Below are 18,053 nucleotides of genomic sequence, written 5' to 3' on the forward strand. Positions count from 1 at the left end.
TTCACTTTTCCCGATTTTCGCAGCGTTATTTGATATTTTTTGACGTTCGCGCGAGAGAAAAACGTTTTCACGGAGTTTCGATGAGCATTGACCGGGCACAAGTCGACGCCGCATTGGCGGCTGTCGTCGACCCCAATACCGGCCGTCCGTACGCGGCGAACAAGGGCGTGCGCAACGTCGCGATCGACGGCGACGCCGTGGCGGTCGACGTGGTGCTCGGCTATCCCGCGCGCAGCCAGCACGACGACGTGCGCGTGCGCATTGAAGACGCGCTGAAGGCCGTGCCGGGCGTGCGCGACACACGCGTCGCCGTGTCGCAGGAGATCGTCGCGCATACGGTGCAGCGCGGCGTGAAGCTGCTGCCGAACGTGAAGAACATCGTCGCGGTCGCATCGGGCAAGGGCGGCGTCGGCAAGAGCACGACGGCCGTGAACCTCGCGCTCGCGCTCGCCGCGGAAGGCGCGTCGGTCGGCATTCTCGACGCCGACATCTACGGTCCGTCGCTGCCGACCATGCTCGGCATTCACGGCCAGCGCCCCGAGTCGCCGGACAACCAGTCGATGAATCCGCTGGTCGGCCATGGACTGCAGGCGAACTCGATCGGCTTCCTGATCGAGGAAGACAACCCGATGGTGTGGCGCGGCCCGATGGCGACGTCGGCGCTCGAGCAGCTGCTGCGGCAGACCAACTGGCGCGAGCTCGACTACCTGATCGTCGACATGCCGCCGGGCACGGGCGACATCCAGCTCACGCTCGCGCAGCGCGTGCCGGTGACGGGCGCCGTGATCGTGACGACGCCGCAGGACATCGCGCTGCTCGACGCGAAGAAGGGCCTGAAGATGTTCGAGAAGGTCGGGATTCCGATCCTCGGCATCGTCGAGAACATGAGCATCCACATCTGCTCGAACTGCGGCCACGAAGAGCACATCTTCGGCGCGGGCGGCGCCGAGCGGATGGCCAAGGATTACGGCGTGAACGTGCTCGGCAGCCTGCCGCTCGACATCGCGATCCGCGAGCGCGCCGACAGCGGCACGCCGACGGTCGCGGCCGAGCCGGACGGCGCGCTGGCGCGGCGCTATCGCGACATCGCGCGCGGGGTCGCGCTGGCGATCGCCGAGCGCGCGCGCGACATGACGTCGAAGTTCCCGTCGATCGTTGTTCAAAATACGTAAAACCCTTGCGGGGCGGGGCCTCACGCTGTTTACGGCGCCGCGAGGCGCGGTATCATGGCGACTTTTCCCGGGTCCCTTTACCCGCCCGGCATGGCCGCCGTATCGAACGGCCGCCAGCCGGCATGAGGATCGAATGAACCAACGACATCACGGCGTGTACGCCGGCCGCGCGCGGCGCGCGCTGCTGGCCGCCGCCGCGCTGGGCCTGCTGGCCGGCTGTACCTCTTTTTCCTCGTCGCACGAGAAGCGCGCCGACGCGCAACTGCAGCCGACCGTCGGCTCGCAGACGCGCGGCGCGGTGACGTTCGTCGAACGCCCGGACGGCGTCCAGGTCACGTACAACCTGGCCGGCCTGCCGCCGAACAGCGATCACGCGCTGCAGGTGCACGAGCGCGGCGACTGCAACGCGGGCGACGGCTCGAGCGCCGGCCAGGTGTTCGCGCCGGCCGCCGACCGGTTGCGCGCGGGCGCGCGCGTCGCCGGCGATCTCGGCAACATCCATGCGGATGCGAACGGCGTCGCGGCCGGTTTCATCGTCGCGCCCGATCTGGCCCTCGACGGTGTGCGCTCCGCGCTGAATCGCGCGGCGCTGGTGCACCGCGAACCGAGCGACCCGGCGTTTCCGCAGCATGCGGCGGGCCCCGCGCTCGCTTGCGGCGTGATCCGTTGATGGCCGCCGCGTGCGCGCGCCGATGATCGCGTAAAATGTCCGCCTTCCCCGGCCGCCGCCTTGAACCGGCGGCCGTCGTTTACCGTCACGCAGCGTTTCCTGGCGCCCCGTTATGAGCATCAAGTCCGACAAGTGGATTCGGCGCATGGCCGAAGAACACAAGATGATCGAGCCGTTCGTGCCCGATCAGGTTCGCGCGTCCGAGGACGGTCGCAGGATCGTCAGCTACGGCACGTCGAGCTACGGCTACGACATCCGCTGCGCGGACGAATTCAAGATCTTCACGAACATCAACTCGACGATCGTCGATCCGAAGAACTTCGACGAGGGTTCGTTTGTCGATTTCAAGGGCGACGTGTGCATCATCCCGCCGAACTCGTTCGCGCTGGCCCGCACCGTCGAATATTTCCGCATCCCGCGCACCGTGCTCACCGTCTGCCTCGGCAAGTCGACGTACGCGCGCTGCGGGATCATCGTCAACGTGACGCCGTTCGAACCCGAGTGGGAAGGCTACGTCACGCTGGAATTCTCGAATACCACGCCGCTGCCCGCGAAGATCTACGCGAACGAAGGTGTCGCGCAGGTGTTGTTCTTCGAAAGCGACGAAGTGTGCGACGTGTCGTACGCCGATCGCGGCGGCAAGTATCAGGGTCAGCGCGGTGTCACGCTGCCGAAAACCTGATCTGGTTGCATAACGTCTCACCAGTTTCCGGGTGACCGCTGCGCGTGACGCGCCGCGGTCGTTCTTTTTGGAGAATCGCCCATGAAGTTTCGTTTCCCCGTCGTCATCATCGACGAAGATTTCCGCTCCGAGAACATCTCGGGCTCCGGCATCCGGGCGTTGGCCGAAGCGATCGAGAAGGAGGGCGTCGAAGTCCTCGGCCTCACGAGCTACGGCGATCTGACGTCGTTCGCGCAGCAGTCGAGCCGCGCGTCGTGCTTCATCCTGTCGATCGACGACGACGAACTCATGCTCGGCGAAACGGGCCCGGACGGCGAGCTGCCCGAACTCGCGACCGCGATCATCGAGCTGCGCGCGTTCGTCACCGAAGTGCGCCGCCGCAACGCGGACATCCCGATCTTCCTGTACGGCGAAACGCGCACGTCGCGCCACTTGCCGAACGACATCCTGCGCGAACTGCACGGCTTCATCCACATGTTCGAGGACACGCCGGAGTTCGTCGCGCGCCACATCATCCGCGAGGCGAAGGTCTATCTCGACTCGCTCGCGCCGCCGTTCTTCAAGGAGCTGGTGAAGTACGCGGACGAAGGCTCGTACTCGTGGCACTGCCCGGGCCACTCGGGCGGCGTCGCGTTCCTGAAGAACCCGCTCGGCCAGATGTTCCACCAGTTCTTCGGCGAGAACATGCTGCGCGCCGACGTCTGCAACGCGGTCGACGAACTCGGCCAGCTGCTCGATCACACGGGCCCGGTCGCGGCGTCCGAGCGCAACGCGGCGCGCATCTTCAGCGCGGACCACCTGTTCTTCGTGACCAACGGCACGTCGACGTCGAACAAGATCGTCTGGCATGCGACGGTGGCGCCGGGCGACATCGTGCTGGTCGACCGCAACTGCCACAAGTCGATCCTGCACGCGATCACGATGACGGGCGCGATTCCGGTGTTCCTCACGCCGACGCGCAATCACTTCGGCATCATCGGCCCGATCCCGCGCGACGAATTCAAGCCGGAGAACATCCGCAAGAAGATCGAGGCGAACCCGTTCGCGCGCGAGGCGCTGCGCGAGAACCCGGACATGAAGCCGCGGATCCTGACGATCACGCAGAGCACGTACGACGGCGTCGTCTACAACGTCGAGATGATCAAGGACCTGCTCGGCGACCTGCTCGACACGCTGCACTTCGACGAAGCGTGGCTGCCGCATGCGACCTTCCACGATTTCTACCGCGACATGCACGCGATCGGCGACGGCCGTCCGCGCACGGGCGCGCTCGTGTTCGCGACGCACTCGACGCACAAGCTGCTCGCGGGCATCTCGCAGGCGTCGCAGATCGTCGTGCAGGATTCGGAGAACCGCACGTTCGACAAGCACCGCTTCAACGAGGCGTACCTGATGCACACGTCGACGAGCCCGCAGTACGCGATCATCGCGTCGTGCGACGTCGCGGCCGCGATGATGGAGCCGCCGGGCGGCACCGCGCTCGTCGAGGAATCGATCGCCGAGGCGATCGACTTCCGTCGCGCGATGCGCAAGGTCGACGCCGAATACGGCGACGACTGGTTCTTCAGCGTGTGGGGTCCGGACGACCTGTCGGAAGAAGGCATCGGCTCGCGCGAGGACTGGATGCTGAAGCCGAACGACCACTGGCACGGCTTCGGCCCGCTGGCGGAAGGCTTCAACATGCTCGACCCGATCAAGGCGACGATCATCACGCCGGGGCTCGACGTCGACGGCGAGTTCGGCGAGACGGGCATTCCGGCCGCGATCGTCACGAAGTACCTGGCGGAGCACGGGATCATCGTCGAGAAGACGGGCCTGTACTCGTTCTTCATCATGTTCACGATCGGCATCACGAAGGGCCGCTGGAACTCGATGGTCACCGAGCTGCAGCAGTTCAAGGACGACTACGACAACAACCAGCCGCTGTGGCGCGTGCTGCCGGAATTCGTCGCGCAGCATCCGCGCTACGAGCGCGTCGGCCTGCGCGACCTGTGCACGCAGATCCACGACGTGTATCGCGCGAACGACATCGCGCGCCTGACGACGGAGATGTACCTGTCGGACATGGAACCGGCGATGAAGCCGTCGGACGCGTTCGCGAAGCTCGCGCACCGCAAGATCGACCGCGTGCCGCTCGACGAGCTCGAAGGCCGCGTGACGAGCATCCTGCTCACGCCGTACCCGCCGGGCATCCCGCTGCTGATTCCGGGCGAGCGCTTCAACAAGACGATCGTGAACTACCTGCGGTTCGCGCGCGACTTCAACGAGCGCTTCCCGGGCTTCCACACCGACATCCACGGCCTCGTCGCGGAAGAGGTGAACGGCCGCGTCGAGTACTTCGTCGATTGCGTGCGCGACTGATGGCGGCGCAGGGACGAATCCGGACGATGCGTGCGGCGCTGGCCGCGCTCGTCGTCTGGGCAGGCTGGTCGGCAGGGCCGGCGGGGCTGAGCGTCGCGCATGCGGAAGTGGCGGCGGCCGACCCGATCGACGTCGCGATGCGGCAGTGTCTCGCGCGGCGCGACCGGTCGTCGACGGCCGGCCAGATCCAGTGCATGGGCGAAGCGCAGCAGCAGTGGCAGGCGGTGATGGACGGTGCGTACCAGCGCCTGTCGAACGACGCGCCGGCCGACGCGAAGCGCGGCTGGCAGGACAGCCAGCGCCGCTGGGTCACGTGGCGCAAGGATGAAGTTCATCTGCTGAAGGCCGTGTACGACACGACGCGCGGCACCGCGTACGCGATGTCGAGCGCCGACATGCAGTTGCAGCCGGTGCGCGATCGCGCATTGGCGCTGCGCGCGGCGGCCGACCGCTATGCGCCGCCTGCCGCCGTGCCGGTGGCGGCCACGAGCGGTGCGCAAGGCGACACCCGGGGCGGTGCGGGCACTGCCGCGGCGGCCACCGGCAAGCCGGCGAACGCGCCGCGCGAACCGGCAATACGCCGCGTGCGGCCGTGCGTGCAGGATGCCGCGTGCGAGCACGCGCTGTTCGATTTGAACCGCTATTACCAGAAGCTGCGTCGCAAGATGCCCGCGCATTCGGCCGCGACGCTCGTGCGTGCGCAGCGCGCGTGGGTCGCGTTCAGCGATGCGACGGCGCCGCTCGTCGGCGAGGACGGACGCGTCGACCTGATCGGCGCGCGCATCGCGACGATGAAGCGTCTGTCGGAGACGGCCGGCAACGACTGACGATCGCCGCGACGCCGGTCATTCGGCGCGGAAACGGAAAACGGGCACCCGAGGGTGCCCGTTTTGCATGTGGCGTGCCGCGCGCGGCGCCTACGCGGGCTGCTGCGTGTCCAGACGGCCGAACCACGACGGCACGAGCGCGACCGCATCGTCGAGCGACGCGAGCACGTGCAGGCTCAGCGCGACGATTTCAGGTGTCGGCGCCTTCAGGTCGGGCACGGTGACGACCGATGCGCCCGCGCCGGCGGCCGATTGCGCGCCGAAGTCGCTGTCCTCGAACGCGACGCACGCGTGCGCCGGCACGCCGAGGCGTTCGGCCGCGAGCCGGTACACGGCGGGGTCGGGCTTGCCGCGCGCGACTTCGTCGCCGCCCGCGATCGCGCGGAAGAACGGCAGCACGCCGACCGCATCGAGCCGCGCACGGATCACGTCGCGCGCGGACGACGATGCGACCGCGCACGGAATGCCGGCCTGCGCGAGCGTCTCGAGCAGCGCCAGTGCGCCCGACTTCAGCGGAAATTTCGGATGAGGTTCGGGCGCGGCGAGCCGTTCGCGCACGAGGGTGCGCACGGCGTCGAACGTGTCGGTGTCGCCGATCAGCCTCGCGAGAATGACCTGGCCCTCGGCGAACGAGCGGCCGACGATCTGCAGGTAGTCGATCTCGGTCAGCACGACGCCGTGTGCGGTCGACACGTCGATCCACGTGTTCATGATGGTCCGCTCGGAATCGACGAGCAGGCCGTCCATGTCGAAGAGCGCGGCGGAGAAGGTCATCGGCGGTATCCGGGAAGCGGGAAGGGCGTCGGGCGGCGCGGCGGCCGCCCGAGCGAAAGACCGACGCCGAAGGCGCCGGTCCGTGCCGGCCGGCTTACTTGCCGAGCGCGGCGCGAGCGGCCTTGACCGCCGCACGCACTTGATCGGGCGCGGTGCCGCCCGGGTGGTTGCGGCTTGCGACCGAACCTTCGAGCGTCAGGTAGCCGAACACGTCGTCGCCGATCAGGTGCGCGACGTTCGGCAGTTCCTGCTTCATTTCGTCGAGCGTCAGGTCGGCGAGGTCGATCCCGCGATCGTCGCAGATCCGCACCGCGTGCGCGACGGCTTCGTGCGCATCGCGGAACGGCAGCCCGCGCTTCACGAGATAGTCGGCGAGGTCGGTCGCGGTCGAGAAGCCCTGCAGCGCGGCCGCGCGCATTGCGTCCGGCTTCACCGTGATGCCGGCGACCATTTCGGCGAAGATCCGCAGCGTGTCGGCGACGGTGTCGACCGTGTCGAACAGCGGTTCCTTGTCTTCCTGGTTGTCCTTGTTGTACGCGAGCGGCTGGCCCTTCATCAGCGTGAGGAGCGCCATCAGGTGGCCGTTCACGCGGCCCGTCTTGCCGCGCGCGAGCTCGGGCACGTCCGGGTTCTTCTTCTGCGGCATGATCGAGCTGCCGGTGCAGAAGCGGTCGGCGATGTCGATGAAGCCGACGCGCGGGCTCATCCACAGCACGAGTTCTTCGGAGAAACGCGACACGTGCGTCATCACGAGCGCGGAGGCCGCCGTGAATTCGATCGCGAAGTCGCGATCCGACACCGCGTCGAGCGAGTTCGCGCAGATGCCGTCGAAGCCGAGCGTCTTCGCCACGGCGTGACGGTCGATCGGATAGCTGGTGCCGGCGAGCGCGGCCGCACCGAGCGGCAGGCGGTTCACGCGGGTGCGGCAGTCGCGCATGCGCTCGGCGTCGCGCGTGAACATCTCGACGTACGCGAGCAGGTGGTGGCCGAAGGTCACCGGCTGCGCGACCTGCAGGTGCGTGAAGCCCGGCATGATCGTGTCCGCGTTCTGTTCGGCGAGGTCGACCAGCGCGCCGCGCAGGTCGTTCAGGAGGCCGCCGATGCGGTCGATCTCGCCGCGCAGCCACAGACGGATGTCGGTCGCGACCTGGTCGTTGCGCGAGCGGCCCGTGTGCAGGCGCTTGCCGGCGTCGCCGATCAGCGCGGTCAGGCGCGCCTCGATGTTCAGGTGGACGTCCTCGAGATCCAGCTGCCATTCGAATTCGCCGCGCTCGATCTCGCCCTTGATTTGCGTCATCCCGCGTTCGATGGCGGCGAGGTCGTCGGCGCTGATGATCTTCTGCGCCGCGAGCATGCTCGCGTGCGCGAGCGAGCCGGCGATGTCGACGAGCGCGAGGCGCTTGTCGAAAAACACCGACGACGTGTAGCGCTTGACCAGCTCCGACATCGGTTCCGAGAAGCGGGCCGACCAGGCCTCGCCCTTTTTGTGCAGTTGGGACGTCATGGCGATTCTTCGAAGGGGAGTTGGGCGGCGTGCGCCGCCGAGGGAATCCCGCAATTCTAGCATTCGCGGGGCTGGCGGCCGGCGTGCGCGTCGGCCGCGAAAAGGCGCGGATTACCGGGGGCCGCAGGTCAGCGGCCCGATGCGCGGCAGCGTGCCGTCGTCCGGGCGCCGGTACGCGAATTCGACGGCGCAGTCGCGGCCGCCGCCCGAGATTTCGAGATGATTGTTCGCGCCGAGGCCGTCGACGAAGGTCAGGCCTTCGTAGCCGACGATCGTGCGCTGGCCGCTTTCGACGTGGCGAACCTCGAGCCCGGGCGGCAGCGGGGTGCCGTCCGGCGCGCGCAGCGCGATCGACGCGGCGCTGTAGCGCGTCACCGCGAAGTGCGCGAGCACGCCGGAACGCGCCTGCGGCACGACGTCGAGCGTCGTGTCGGCGATCCGCGCGTCGGCGGGCAGCGCGGTGCCGTCGATCGCGACGCGATTGCTCTGGTACGCATTCAGGTCGGGCACGAGCAGGTAGCCGGCCCGGTCCGTCTCGCCGATCAGCCGGTTCTGGTGCAGCACGGGGACGCGCCCGGTGTCGGTCGAGACGAGCGCGAAACCGTCGTCGACGCGGCGCGCGGTCATCAGCCGGCCGTCCATCAGCACGAACGCACCCGTGACGTCGACCGACGCGTTGCCGCGCCCGTCGAACGATTGCGCGAGCAGCGTGACCTGGCCGGCGCGGCCGAGATACTGCAACTGCCCCTGCGCGTAGCGGATACCCGCGTTGGCGCCCGCCTGCACGTTCCAGCCGACGCCGCCGCCGTAATCGGGCGGCTTCGTCGCGTTCAGCGTGTAGGTCGAGTCGCCGTTCTGCCGGCCGGCGTTCGCCGAGACGGACGTGTTGCCGCCGAGCCCGATGCTCAGGCTCACGAAGAAGCCGCGTGCGTCGTGCTGCCGGAAATCCTGGAAGCCGCTGAACGTGATCGAGCTCAGCCCGCCGAGATTGACGAGGTACGCGATCGAGCCGATCCGCGACGGGGCGACGCCCGGATACTTGAGGCCGAGATAGCTGAACGACAGCGTCTGCGCGCGCAGGAACGGGAACGAGACCGTGACGCGGTCGGTGGCGCGCGAGACCGGCACGCCTTCGCGGCTGCCGAGGTCGCCGTAGTCGCCGAAGGCGCGCAGCGTCTGCGCATCGATCGAGAAGCGCGGCGTCACGTACTGGTAGCCGACGCCGGCCTGCACGCCCGCGCGGCCCGGCGCGCTGAGCGCCAGCGATGCGTTCGCCACGCCACGCTCGCCGAGGCGCGCGAGCGCGCCGGCGCCCGCGTTGTAGACGCCGGCCGTCGCTTCCGCATGCGCCTCGACGGTCAGCCGCTCGCTGATGCCGTAGCGCAGCGAGCCGCTCGCCGCCGGCGTGCGCGCATAGTCGAACGAATCATTGCCATACGCGCGGCGCAGGAACCCGGCTTCGGCCGAATAGCTGGCGAGGCCGGGCGCGAGCAGGCGCGTGTCGACGTACAGCGGAATGGTCGTCGCGATCGAGCGGCCGAGCGCGTCGCGCGTGACGACCGTCGCGTTGCCCGCGCCGGTGATTCCGGGCACGCTGTTGATCACGAACGGCCCGCTCGGCACGTCGCCGCTGAACTGGCGCACGTTGTTCACGTACAGGTCGACGGAAGTCGGCACGACCGCGCTGCCGGACAGCGCCGGCACCGGGAACGTGACGAGGTCGGGGCGCAGGCCGAAGTTGCTGCGCCACTGCACGCCGCCGAGGCGCAGCGAGCGGGTCCATGACAACGACGACGAAATCGTGTCGCCGATCTGGGTCGTCGTGAGCGTGCCGGGATTCGAGTGGCTCCACGACGTGTCGTAGCGCACGTAGCGCCGGCGGTCGTCGTACAGGTACGCGATGCCGGTGCTGCTGAACACGCCGGCCGGATCGAAATAGCGCGCCTCGCTCCAGACCGCGAGCGGGGCGTGGGCGATGGTCTGCGCGTAGGCGTCGTAGTTCAGCACGAAGCCGCGGCCGGAGGTGGCGGGCGGCGCGGCCGCGAGTGCGCGCGTATCGAACGTGTGCGGGATGCGCAGCGCATCGGACACGCGCAGGTCGAGCGTCTGCCGGCCCGCGTCGTAGTCGTAGCGCAGCCCCGCGAGCGTATCGAGTGCGACGAGCGTGTTCGACGGCACGGTCGCCCGGTCGCCGGTCGCGATGCCCAGGTCGTTCAGGTCGGCGGACGCAGCGTACAGCCGGCCGTCGATTCGCTGGAAGCGCGCGATGCGGTGCGTCGGTTCACCGTTGAGCGACACGTCGAGAAACAGTGTGTCGGGTGCAGGCGCGGCTGCGGCTGCCGCCTGCATCGGCACCGGCGCCGGCTGCGCGCGGACGGCGCATGCATGCAGTGCCAGCGCCGCCGCGAGTGCCAGCACCGCGGCGGCGGGCCGGGCGTATCGGGCGGGGCAGGCAGCCCGGAGGGCCGTGCTCGTTGTCGGAACGGGCAACGTCGTGCGATCCTCCGGCGTGGATCAGGGCGGTGCCAGCCGGGCTTCGACCGGCTGCGCGTTGACGGTCGCCTGGATCCTGACGAACCCGGCCGCGCCCGCGTCCAGCTTGAGCGGCCAGCGTCGCGTGCTGCCCGCGAGCGCATAGCCGAGCAGCCCGCGCGTGACGTCGTGCACGGTGCCGCGCGCGTCGACGAGACGCACCGCGGAAATCTGCGCACGACGTCCGCCGCGGTTGTCGACCGCGAGCCGCGTGCCGGATCCGTCGCGCTCGACGCGCCAGTCGAGGCGTGGCGTTTGCGGTGTGCCGGCGGGCTCGACGAAGATCGGCACGGAATAGCGCAGCCGGATCGTGATGCCGTTCTCGGCCGGCGTGCCGGGCGCGGGCAGTTCGTCGATCAGCACGCGATAGCTTTCCTCGGCGGCCGGCGCGCCGCGTCCCGTGCGTACGAGCCGGATCAACTGCTCGGCGTTCGCGCCGATCTGTAGCAGCGGCGGCGAGGCGGCGAGCGCATCGGTCGGCGTCATCACGTCGTCGCCGTTTTCCTGCGTCCAGCGATAGGCGCGAACCTGGCCGTAGATCGGCTGCCCGCCCGGATTGCTGAGCGTCATGCTCGCCGCGGCCGCCGACGGCGGCAGCTCGATCGTCACGGGCGTGATCTGCAGTGTGGCGGCGCACGTGGCCGCGGACGCCGACGCGACGCACAGCGCGGCCAGGGCGCGCGGGATCGATGCCACGGCGCGTCAGAAGTACACGGTGGCGGTGACGGCGGCCTGGTAGGTGTCCGGCTTCGGCGTCGCTTGCGTCGGCACCTGGCCGTACACGTTCAGCACCTGCGCGGAGCCGGTGCCGGTGCCGCCGACCGTGTCGGTGCCTTGCGTGTTGCCCCAGACCGTCGTGTGGCCCGAGTCCTGGTAGAGCTGGTAGCCGACCGTCGTGCCGGTATTGCCGCTCGTCGTCCCGGCCATCAGCCGGCTGGAGACCGTCGAGCCGCTGACCGAGCCGGCATCGAGTCCGATGTTGTACGGCGTCGAGTTCGAGCAGGTGACGGAGACCGTGGTCTGCTGGTTGATCGCCGCCGTGAGCACGCCGGACGAGCCGAATGCAAGCGGATTCGCGGCGATCGCGCAGTTTGCCTGGATCGTGAGCGTGACGTTGAACTGGGCGGTGGCCGTGCCGTTCGAATAGACTGCGGCAACGGTGACGGGCTGCAGCGCGGGCGCGAATGCGAAGATGGCCGCGAGCGTGGCCGAAAGAATACGACGTCGGGAAGCGTTCATTATGATTATCTCCTGCCGTTCAATGGGGTCGCCCGGCCGCGGAGTGCCTGCCGCGTGGTCTGTTGCCGGTCGCCGTAACCGCTCTGTCGTTGGTGGAAGACTACTCCACGGATTCGGTCGCGCGCAATCGAGAAAACGCCGACTCGGAGCGCATTGTCAGGGGTTCGAGATCGATGGCCATCGGCGGTTTTGACATGGATCAAGTAACAGTGCGAATGATCGGTGCGCGGACGGATACCATGAGGGCGCTGCCCGGGCCGGGAGCCGGGTCGAACGGACGGGCATTTTCGGGGGAATGCATGGCGGATCACGGATTCCGCACGGCGCGCCGCTGGTTGCGCGCGCTATCGTGCCTGTTGCTGGTCGTGCTGCTCGGCTTGCCGTGGATGTCGGCCCGCGCGGATTCGTGTTCGGTGACGCCGCCGGTGCCGAGCTTCGGCTCGGTCAGTCCGATCACGCAGCAGGCCTATACGACGAACAGCACGATGACCGTGAGTTGCACGTGGGACACACTGAGCCTGAACACTGGTGTGCTCGTTTGCGTGAACCTCGCCGGCACGAGCCCGCGCTACCTGACCAACGGGGCGAACCAGATGCAGTACGACCTGTATCAGGACTCGGGCTATTCGCAGCCTTGGGGCGCCGTCAGCACCGGCACGACGCCGATATCCGTCTCGTTGACGAAACCGGGGCTCGGCACGTCCGCGAGTACGAACGTGACCATCTACGGCCGCATCGCGGCGAACCAGCCCACCGTGCCGACCGTGAACAATGCCAGCACGGTCTATACGCAGAGCTTCAGCGGCAACCAGGCCGCCTACAGCTACAGTTTTTCGCTGCTCGGCGTGCTGCCGACGCCGTGCGCATCGCAGGCGACGGCGGGCACGATGAGTTTTACCGCCACCGCCACCGTCATCAACAACTGCATCATCAGCGCGACCGGCGTTGCGTTTCCGGCGTCGGGCGTGCTGGCGTCGGCGCTGACCGCGAGCGGCTCGATCAGTGCGCGATGCACGAACGGCGATGCATTCCAGATTGCGTTGAACGGCGGCGCCAGCGGCAGTGTCACTGCACGCACGATGCGACGCACGGGCGGCGGCTCGGTCAGCTATCAGCTCTACCAGGACAGCGCCTTCACGCAACCGTGGGGCGACGGCACCGGCGGCACGACGATGGCGACCGGAACCGGGAGCGGGTTCGCGCAGGCGATCACGATATACGGCCGCGTACCCGCGCAGACGACACCGGCGCCCGGCAACTACAGCGACACCATTACCGCGACGATCAGCTTCTGAGCCGCGTCAATCGCGCACGAGCACGACCAGCTTCAGGTCTTCGCGATGCGCGGGCTTCAGCGTGATCTGCTGATACACGAGGCGGCCGTCGGCCGGATGGTCGAATTCGCGCAGGCCGCCTTCGCGCTCGAACACGTCCTGCGACGCCCAATACTGTGCGAAGGCATCGCTGCCGGCCATCAGTGCGTCGATCAGCGCGCGGGTCGGCGCATCGGCGAGGTGGCGGATCGAGTCGGCGCGGAATTCGGCCGCGAGTCGCCGCGCGCGGGTTTCCCAGTCGACGATCAGCGTGCGCGCGGCCGGCGCCATGAACGTGAAGCGCAGCAGGTTGCGGTCGTGTTCGCCGTCGAGCCAGCCCGTGAACAGCGCGGCGGCCGGTGCATTCCATGCGAGCGCGTTCCATTGCCGGTCGAGCACGTAGGCGGGCGTGGCGATCGCGGCGACGGTTGCCGCGAGCGTCGGCGGCAGGTCGCCGGCCGCTACGTCGGGCTCGGCCGGATCGCGCTGCGCGGCCAGTTCGAACAGGTAAGCGCGTTCGGCCTTCGACAGTTGCAGTGCGACGGCGATCCGCGCGAGCGCATCGGCCGACGCCGACACCGGGCGACCCTGCTCGATCCACGTGTACCACGTGGGGCTGACGCCGCACAGCTGCGCGACTTCCTCGCGCCGCAGCCCCGGCGTGCGGCGGCGCGGGCCGGGCGGCAGGCCGACGGCCTGCGGCGACAGCCGTTCGCGGTGCGCGCGGATGAATTCGCCGAGTGCGCGGGCGGGCGTCGCGTCGAGGGGCGGGGTGGGGGCGGAGGACGGCAGGTTCATGCGGAAACGGCTGAAAAGGGGCGCCGAAGGCGCGAAGGATCAGGCAGGTGTAACAAATACCAGAATAACTGCTTAACTTGTACTGGTACAAGCGCGGCCCTATTGTAGCGATTCGCGCGCTGACAGGCAGCGAGCGCACCACCCAAAGAAGGAGCGAACGATGAAACACCACGACCAGGTCGCCGACGCATTCGGCACGACGGCCGCCGCCTACCTGACGAGCACGGTCCACGCGACGGGCGCCGATCTGCAGGCGCTGGCGGACGCCGTGCGCGCAACGCCCGACGCCGCGGTGCTCGATCTCGGTTGCGGTGCGGGCCACGCGAGTTTCGCGGTCGCGCCGCACGTGCGCGAGGTGGTCGCATACGATCTCGCGGCGCCGATGCTCGCAACCGTCGACGCCGCCGCGCGCGTGCGCGGGCTCGCGAACATCCGCACGCAGCAGGGGCCGGCCGAACGGCTGCCGTTCGAAGCCGGCACGTTCGACTGGGTGGTCAGCCGGATGAGCGCGCACCACTGGCACGACGTGCGCGCGGCGCTCGCCGAGGTGCGTCGCGTGCTGAAGCCGGGCGGCCGCGTGCTGATGATCGACATCGCAGGCAACGACCATCCGCTGCTCGACACCTATCTGCAGGCCGCCGAAGTGCTGCGCGACGCGTCGCACGTGCGCGACTACCGTGCCGACGAATGGCTCGCGATGTTCCGCGACGCCGGGTTCGACGCGCACGTGCAGAGCCGCTGGCGCTTGCCGATCGATTTCGATACATGGGTCGAGCGGATCCGCACGCCGGCCGACAGCGTCGCGGGCATCCGCGCGCTGTGGGCGCATGCGCCCGACGAGGTGCGCGGCTACTACGCGGTGCGGACGGACGGCTCGTTCGAGCACGACGCGCTGCTGATCGACGCGCAATGAGCGTATGAGGCGACACGGCGGCCGGCGCCGTCGGCCGCTCCATGAAAAAAAGCCGCGATACGCGTGGTTGCGTATCGCGGCTTTCGTTTTGCGGCTTTCGCTTCGCGATGCCGGCGCGGCGCCGGGCAGGCCCGCGCCGCGCGCGGATCAGCCCGTATTGCGCAGGCCGGCCGCGATCCCGTTGATGGTCAGGTGAATCCCGCGGCGCAGCCGCGCGTTCGTGTCGCCCGCGCGGTGACGCTTGATCAGCTCGACCTGCAGGTGGTTCAGCGGATCGAGATACGGGAAGCGGTTCTTGATCGAGCGCGCGAGCAGCGGGTTGGTCGCGAGGCGGCCTGTGTGACCGGTGATTTCCGCGAGCGCCTGCGACGTGCGCTCCCATTCCGCGACGATCCGCTCGAACACGTGCTTGCGCAGCTTGCGGTCGGCGACCAGTTGCGCATAGCGCGACGCGACCGCGAGATCGGTCTTCGCGAGCACCATGTCCATGTTCGACAGCAGATTCGCGAAGAACGGCCAGGTCTTGTTCATCTTCTTCAGCAGCGCGACGCGCTTCGTGCGTTCGGCCGCGTCCTGCGCGCCGTCGAGATACGCGCTCACCGCGCTGCCGAAGCCGTACCAGCCCGTCAGCAGCAGCCGGCACTGGCCCCACGAGAAGCCCCACGGAATCGCGCGCAGGTCTTCGATCCTGCGGTGCTTCGGATCCTGCAGCTTGCGCGAGGCCGGACGGCTGCCGATGTTCAGCTCGGCGATCTCGGTGATCGGCGTCGACGAGAAGAAGTAGTCTGTGAAACCGGGCGTTTCATAGACGAGCGCGCGATACGACGCCATCGCGGCGTCGGACAGCGTCTGCATCACGGCTTCGAACGCGGGCAGCTGGGCGGGCGCGTTCGATTGCGGCAGCAGCGACGCCTCGAGCGTCGCGGCGACCACCGTCTCGAGATTGCGCCGGCCGATTTCGGGGTTCGCGAACTTGCTCGCGATCACCTCGCCCTGTTCGGTCAGGCGGATCTGGCCGTTCACGGTGCCCGGCGGCTGCGACAGGATCGCCTGGTAAGTCGGGCCGCCGCCGCGGCCGACCGTGCCGCCGCGGCCGTGGAACAGCCGCAGCGTGATCTTGCGTTCGCGGAACAGGTCGACGAGCGCGAGCTCCGCGCGATACAGCTCCCAGTTCGACGTCAGGAAGCCGCCGTCCTTGTTGCTGTCCGAGTAGCCGAGCATCACTTCCTGCTCGGCGCCCTGGTGCGCGATCAGCGCGTCGATGCCCGGCAGTGCGAAGTATTCGCGCATGATGCGCGCGGCGTCGCGCAGGTCGGGGATCGTCTCGAACAGCGGAATCACCATCAGGCCGTTGCGCGCGCTGTCGTGAGCGGCGCCGAACGCGCCCTCGAGCAGCCCGGTTTCCTTCTGCAGCAGCAGGACTTCGACGAGGTCGCTGACCGTCTCGGTGTGCGAAATGATGTAGTTGCGTACCGCGCGCGGACCGAACTGCGCACGCACCTCGCGGGCCTTCTCGAACACGCCCAGCTCGCTCTGCGCGAGCGCCGAGTATTCGATGTACGGCGAGCGCAGCGGACGCGGATCGGCAAGCGCGGCAAGCAGCGCGATCAGCTTGTCGTCCTCGGAGAGCGACGCGTAGTCTGCGTGCACGCCGGCACGCGCGAACAGCTCGGCGACCACGGCTTCGTGGATGTCGGAGCTCTGGCGCAGGTCGATGCTCGCGAGATGGAAGCCGAACACCTCGGCCGCGCGCACGAGCGGTGCGAGGCGCGGCGCGGCGAGCGACGTGCCGTGGTGTTCGTCGAGCGAGGCGGTCAGCACCTTCAGGTCGGCGACGAAGGCCTCGGAATCGGCATACGGCACCGCACGCACCGGCGGCGCGCCGCGGCCGGCGCTGCGCACGGGCACCGTGCCTTCGCCGAGTCGTACGCGCGCGCTTGCGGCGAGCCGCGTGTAGATGCCGATCAGCGCACGGCGATACGGTTCGTCGACGCGGTGCGGCGACTGGTCCGGCGACGCGGCTGCGAGCGCTTTCACCGCGTCGTTCGCGCCGACCAGCAGGTTCGACACCGACAGCTCGGCGCCGAGCTTGTGCACCTGTTCCAGGTAGTGTTCGAGAATCACGGCGGCCTGGCGGTTGATCGCTTCTTCGAGCGTCGGGGCGGTCACGTTCGGGTTGCCGTCGCGGTCGCCGCCGATCCAGCTGCCCATCTGGAAGAACGCGGGCACGCGCGCGGACAGGCCGTGCTCGGCGAGCGCGGCCTCGATGTCGCCGTACAGCGCGGGCAGCTCGTCGAGGAACGTCGCGCGGTAGTACGACAGCGCGTTCTCGATTTCGTCGCCGACCGTCAGGCGCGCGTCGCGCAGCATGCGAGTCTGCCACAGCGCGGTCACGCGCGCGCGCAGCATCGATTCGTTGTACGAGCGTTCGCGCGCCGTCAGCGGCTGATCGCGCTCGGCGAGCAGCCGCGCGATGTCGTGCTGCGCGTCGAGGATGCTCTTGCGCTGCACTTCGGTCGGGTGCGCGGTCAGCACCGGGACGATCAGCGCATCGTCGAAGAAGCGCTGCAGCAGGCGCTTCGACGCGTTGCCGGTCGTCTTCAGCTGCTCGAGCGCGTACGCGACGGTGCCGGGCTGGGCCGCGGAGCCGGCCAGCGCGTGGATGCGGCGGCGGCGGTTGTGATGGCGGTCTTCCGCGATGTTCGCCAGATGCGAGAAATAGCTGAACGCGCGCACGACGCTCACCGTCTGCTCCGGCGTCAGCTTGCGCAGCTTTTTCTCCAGCGTTTGCGCGGCCTCGCTGTCGTCCTCGCGGCGAAACTTCACCGCCGTCTGGCGAATGGTCTCGACGACGTCGAACACGGTGTCGCCTTCCTGTTCGCGCACCACGTCGCCGAGCAGGCGGCCGAGGTAGCGAATGTCCTCGAACAGCGGGCCGTCCTTGTCCTCGCGCGTGCGGGCGCCGGGCTTCGCCGCGCCGGCCTTGCCGTTGGCCGGGGCGGCGGTCTTGATCGCGCGTTTTGTCTGACGTATCGGGTCTTTCGGTTTCGTTGCCGTTTTCGCACGGCCGTTCGCGGCGGTGGCGATGGAGCCCGTCTGGGCGTCGGAGGAGGGCAAGGCAGCATTGCGGCGCGTCGTACGCGCCGATCCGGAAGACTTCACGATGGGTTTCCTTGGGAAAGCTCGAGTCAAAAGGGACTGCGGGGACTGCGGAAACTACGGGAACTGCGGTCAAGCAACCAGCTACGTGCGGCACATCCGCGCATCG

The 18,053-nt window shown here is 68.7% G+C and carries 14 protein-coding genes; 7 read left to right on the forward strand and 7 right to left on the reverse strand.

The window, feature by feature from the left end; genetic code table 11:
* Positions 1-80: 80 nt before the first annotated feature.
* From apbC to WS46_RS26315, 5 genes are all read left to right on the forward strand, one after another.
* The gene (apbC, locus tag WS46_RS26295; protein WP_059692250.1) at positions 81-1,172 is read left to right on the forward strand and encodes an iron-sulfur cluster carrier protein ApbC; all 1,092 of its coding nucleotides are present in this window, start codon (positions 81-83) and stop codon (positions 1,170-1,172) included.
* A 133-nt stretch (positions 1,173-1,305) separates the two neighbouring features.
* On the forward strand, positions 1,306-1,842 hold the full coding sequence (gene sodC, locus WS46_RS26300; RefSeq protein ID WP_059527554.1) for a superoxide dismutase [Cu-Zn]: 537 nt from the start codon (positions 1,306-1,308) through the stop codon (positions 1,840-1,842).
* A 112-nt stretch (positions 1,843-1,954) separates the two neighbouring features.
* Positions 1,955-2,524: a dCTP deaminase gene (gene dcd / locus WS46_RS26305; protein WP_006398615.1), complete on the forward strand. Its 570-nt coding sequence runs from the start codon at positions 1,955-1,957 to the stop codon at positions 2,522-2,524.
* An 81-nt stretch (positions 2,525-2,605) separates the two neighbouring features.
* Complete coding sequence (locus tag WS46_RS26310) at positions 2,606-4,885, forward strand: arginine/lysine/ornithine decarboxylase (RefSeq protein WP_059527551.1); 2,280 nt, start codon at positions 2,606-2,608, stop codon at positions 4,883-4,885.
* Positions 4,885-5,712: a lysozyme inhibitor LprI family protein gene (locus tag WS46_RS26315; protein ID WP_059527548.1), complete on the forward strand. Its 828-nt coding sequence runs from the start codon at positions 4,885-4,887 to the stop codon at positions 5,710-5,712. The genes WS46_RS26310 and WS46_RS26315 overlap by 1 nt, the downstream gene beginning before the upstream one ends.
* A 90-nt stretch (positions 5,713-5,802) precedes the next feature.
* Here the strand turns inward: WS46_RS26315 and WS46_RS26320 are convergent, their stop codons facing one another.
* The 5 genes from WS46_RS26320 to WS46_RS26340 form a co-directional block, all read right to left on the reverse strand.
* Positions 5,803-6,486 (reverse strand): HAD family phosphatase, encoded by a 684-nt coding sequence (locus tag WS46_RS26320; RefSeq protein ID WP_059692251.1) that lies wholly within the window; start codon positions 6,484-6,486, stop codon positions 5,803-5,805.
* Positions 6,487-6,580: 94 nt separating this feature from the next.
* A complete protein-coding gene (gene argH / locus WS46_RS26325; RefSeq protein WP_059527543.1) occupies positions 6,581-7,990 on the reverse strand; it encodes an argininosuccinate lyase in 1,410 nt (469 codons plus the stop codon).
* Between the two features lie 111 nt (positions 7,991-8,101).
* Complete coding sequence (locus WS46_RS26330; protein ID WP_082725400.1) at positions 8,102-10,480, reverse strand: fimbria/pilus outer membrane usher protein; 2,379 nt, start codon at positions 10,478-10,480, stop codon at positions 8,102-8,104.
* 24 nt (positions 10,481-10,504) lie between these two features.
* A complete protein-coding gene (locus WS46_RS26335; RefSeq protein ID WP_059527540.1) occupies positions 10,505-11,218 on the reverse strand; it encodes a molecular chaperone in 714 nt (237 codons plus the stop codon).
* A gap of 6 nt (positions 11,219-11,224) precedes the next feature.
* Entirely contained in the window at positions 11,225-11,761 is a 537-nt protein-coding gene (locus WS46_RS26340; RefSeq protein WP_059692253.1) for a spore coat U domain-containing protein, read from the reverse strand.
* 299 nt (positions 11,762-12,060) lie between these two features.
* Between WS46_RS26340 and WS46_RS26345 the strand changes: the two genes are divergently transcribed.
* On the forward strand, positions 12,061-13,056 hold the full coding sequence (locus WS46_RS26345) for a spore coat U domain-containing protein (RefSeq protein ID WP_059692254.1): 996 nt from the start codon (positions 12,061-12,063) through the stop codon (positions 13,054-13,056).
* A 6-nt stretch (positions 13,057-13,062) separates the two neighbouring features.
* Here WS46_RS26345 and WS46_RS26350 read toward each other — a convergent pair whose 3' ends face one another.
* Positions 13,063-13,872 (reverse strand): helix-turn-helix transcriptional regulator, encoded by an 810-nt coding sequence (locus WS46_RS26350; RefSeq protein WP_059468225.1) that lies wholly within the window; start codon positions 13,870-13,872, stop codon positions 13,063-13,065.
* A gap of 160 nt (positions 13,873-14,032) precedes the next feature.
* Here WS46_RS26350 and WS46_RS26355 point away from each other — a divergent pair, with 160 nt between their 5' ends.
* The gene (locus WS46_RS26355; protein WP_059692255.1) at positions 14,033-14,785 is read left to right on the forward strand and encodes a class I SAM-dependent methyltransferase; all 753 of its coding nucleotides are present in this window, start codon (positions 14,033-14,035) and stop codon (positions 14,783-14,785) included.
* A 147-nt stretch (positions 14,786-14,932) separates the two neighbouring features.
* Here the strand turns inward: WS46_RS26355 and ppc are convergent, their stop codons facing one another.
* A complete protein-coding gene (gene ppc, locus WS46_RS26360; RefSeq protein ID WP_059692256.1) occupies positions 14,933-17,947 on the reverse strand; it encodes a phosphoenolpyruvate carboxylase in 3,015 nt (1,004 codons plus the stop codon).
* Between the last annotated feature and the right edge of the window lie 106 nt (positions 17,948-18,053).

The sequence above is a fragment of the Burkholderia sp. RF4-BP95 genome, assembly GCF_001521985.1.
GTDB lineage: Bacteria > Pseudomonadota > Gammaproteobacteria > Burkholderiales > Burkholderiaceae > Burkholderia > Burkholderia diffusa.

Excerpts from the sequence above, each read along its gene's own strand:
- WS46_RS26315 (WP_059527548.1), top strand. The coding sequence starts at position 4,885 with ATGGCGGCGCAGGGACGAATCCGGACGATGCGTGCGGCGCTGGCCGCG.
- argH (WP_059527543.1), bottom strand. The coding sequence starts at position 7,990 with ATGACGTCCCAACTGCACAAAAAGGGCGAGGCCTGGTCGGCCCGCTTC.
- WS46_RS26320 (WP_059692251.1), bottom strand. The coding sequence starts at position 6,486 with ATGACCTTCTCCGCCGCGCTCTTCGACATGGACGGCCTGCTCGTCGAT.
- WS46_RS26310 (WP_059527551.1), top strand. The coding sequence starts at position 2,606 with ATGAAGTTTCGTTTCCCCGTCGTCATCATCGACGAAGATTTCCGCTCC.
- WS46_RS26345 (WP_059692254.1), top strand. The coding sequence starts at position 12,061 with ATGGCGGATCACGGATTCCGCACGGCGCGCCGCTGGTTGCGCGCGCTA.
- dcd (WP_006398615.1), top strand. The coding sequence starts at position 1,955 with ATGAGCATCAAGTCCGACAAGTGGATTCGGCGCATGGCCGAAGAACAC.
- sodC (WP_059527554.1), top strand. The coding sequence starts at position 1,306 with ATGAACCAACGACATCACGGCGTGTACGCCGGCCGCGCGCGGCGCGCG.
- WS46_RS26340 (WP_059692253.1), bottom strand. The coding sequence starts at position 11,761 with ATGAACGCTTCCCGACGTCGTATTCTTTCGGCCACGCTCGCGGCCATC.
- apbC (WP_059692250.1), top strand. The coding sequence starts at position 81 with ATGAGCATTGACCGGGCACAAGTCGACGCCGCATTGGCGGCTGTCGTC.
- WS46_RS26355 (WP_059692255.1), top strand. The coding sequence starts at position 14,033 with ATGAAACACCACGACCAGGTCGCCGACGCATTCGGCACGACGGCCGCC.
- WS46_RS26350 (WP_059468225.1), bottom strand. The coding sequence starts at position 13,872 with ATGAACCTGCCGTCCTCCGCCCCCACCCCGCCCCTCGACGCGACGCCC.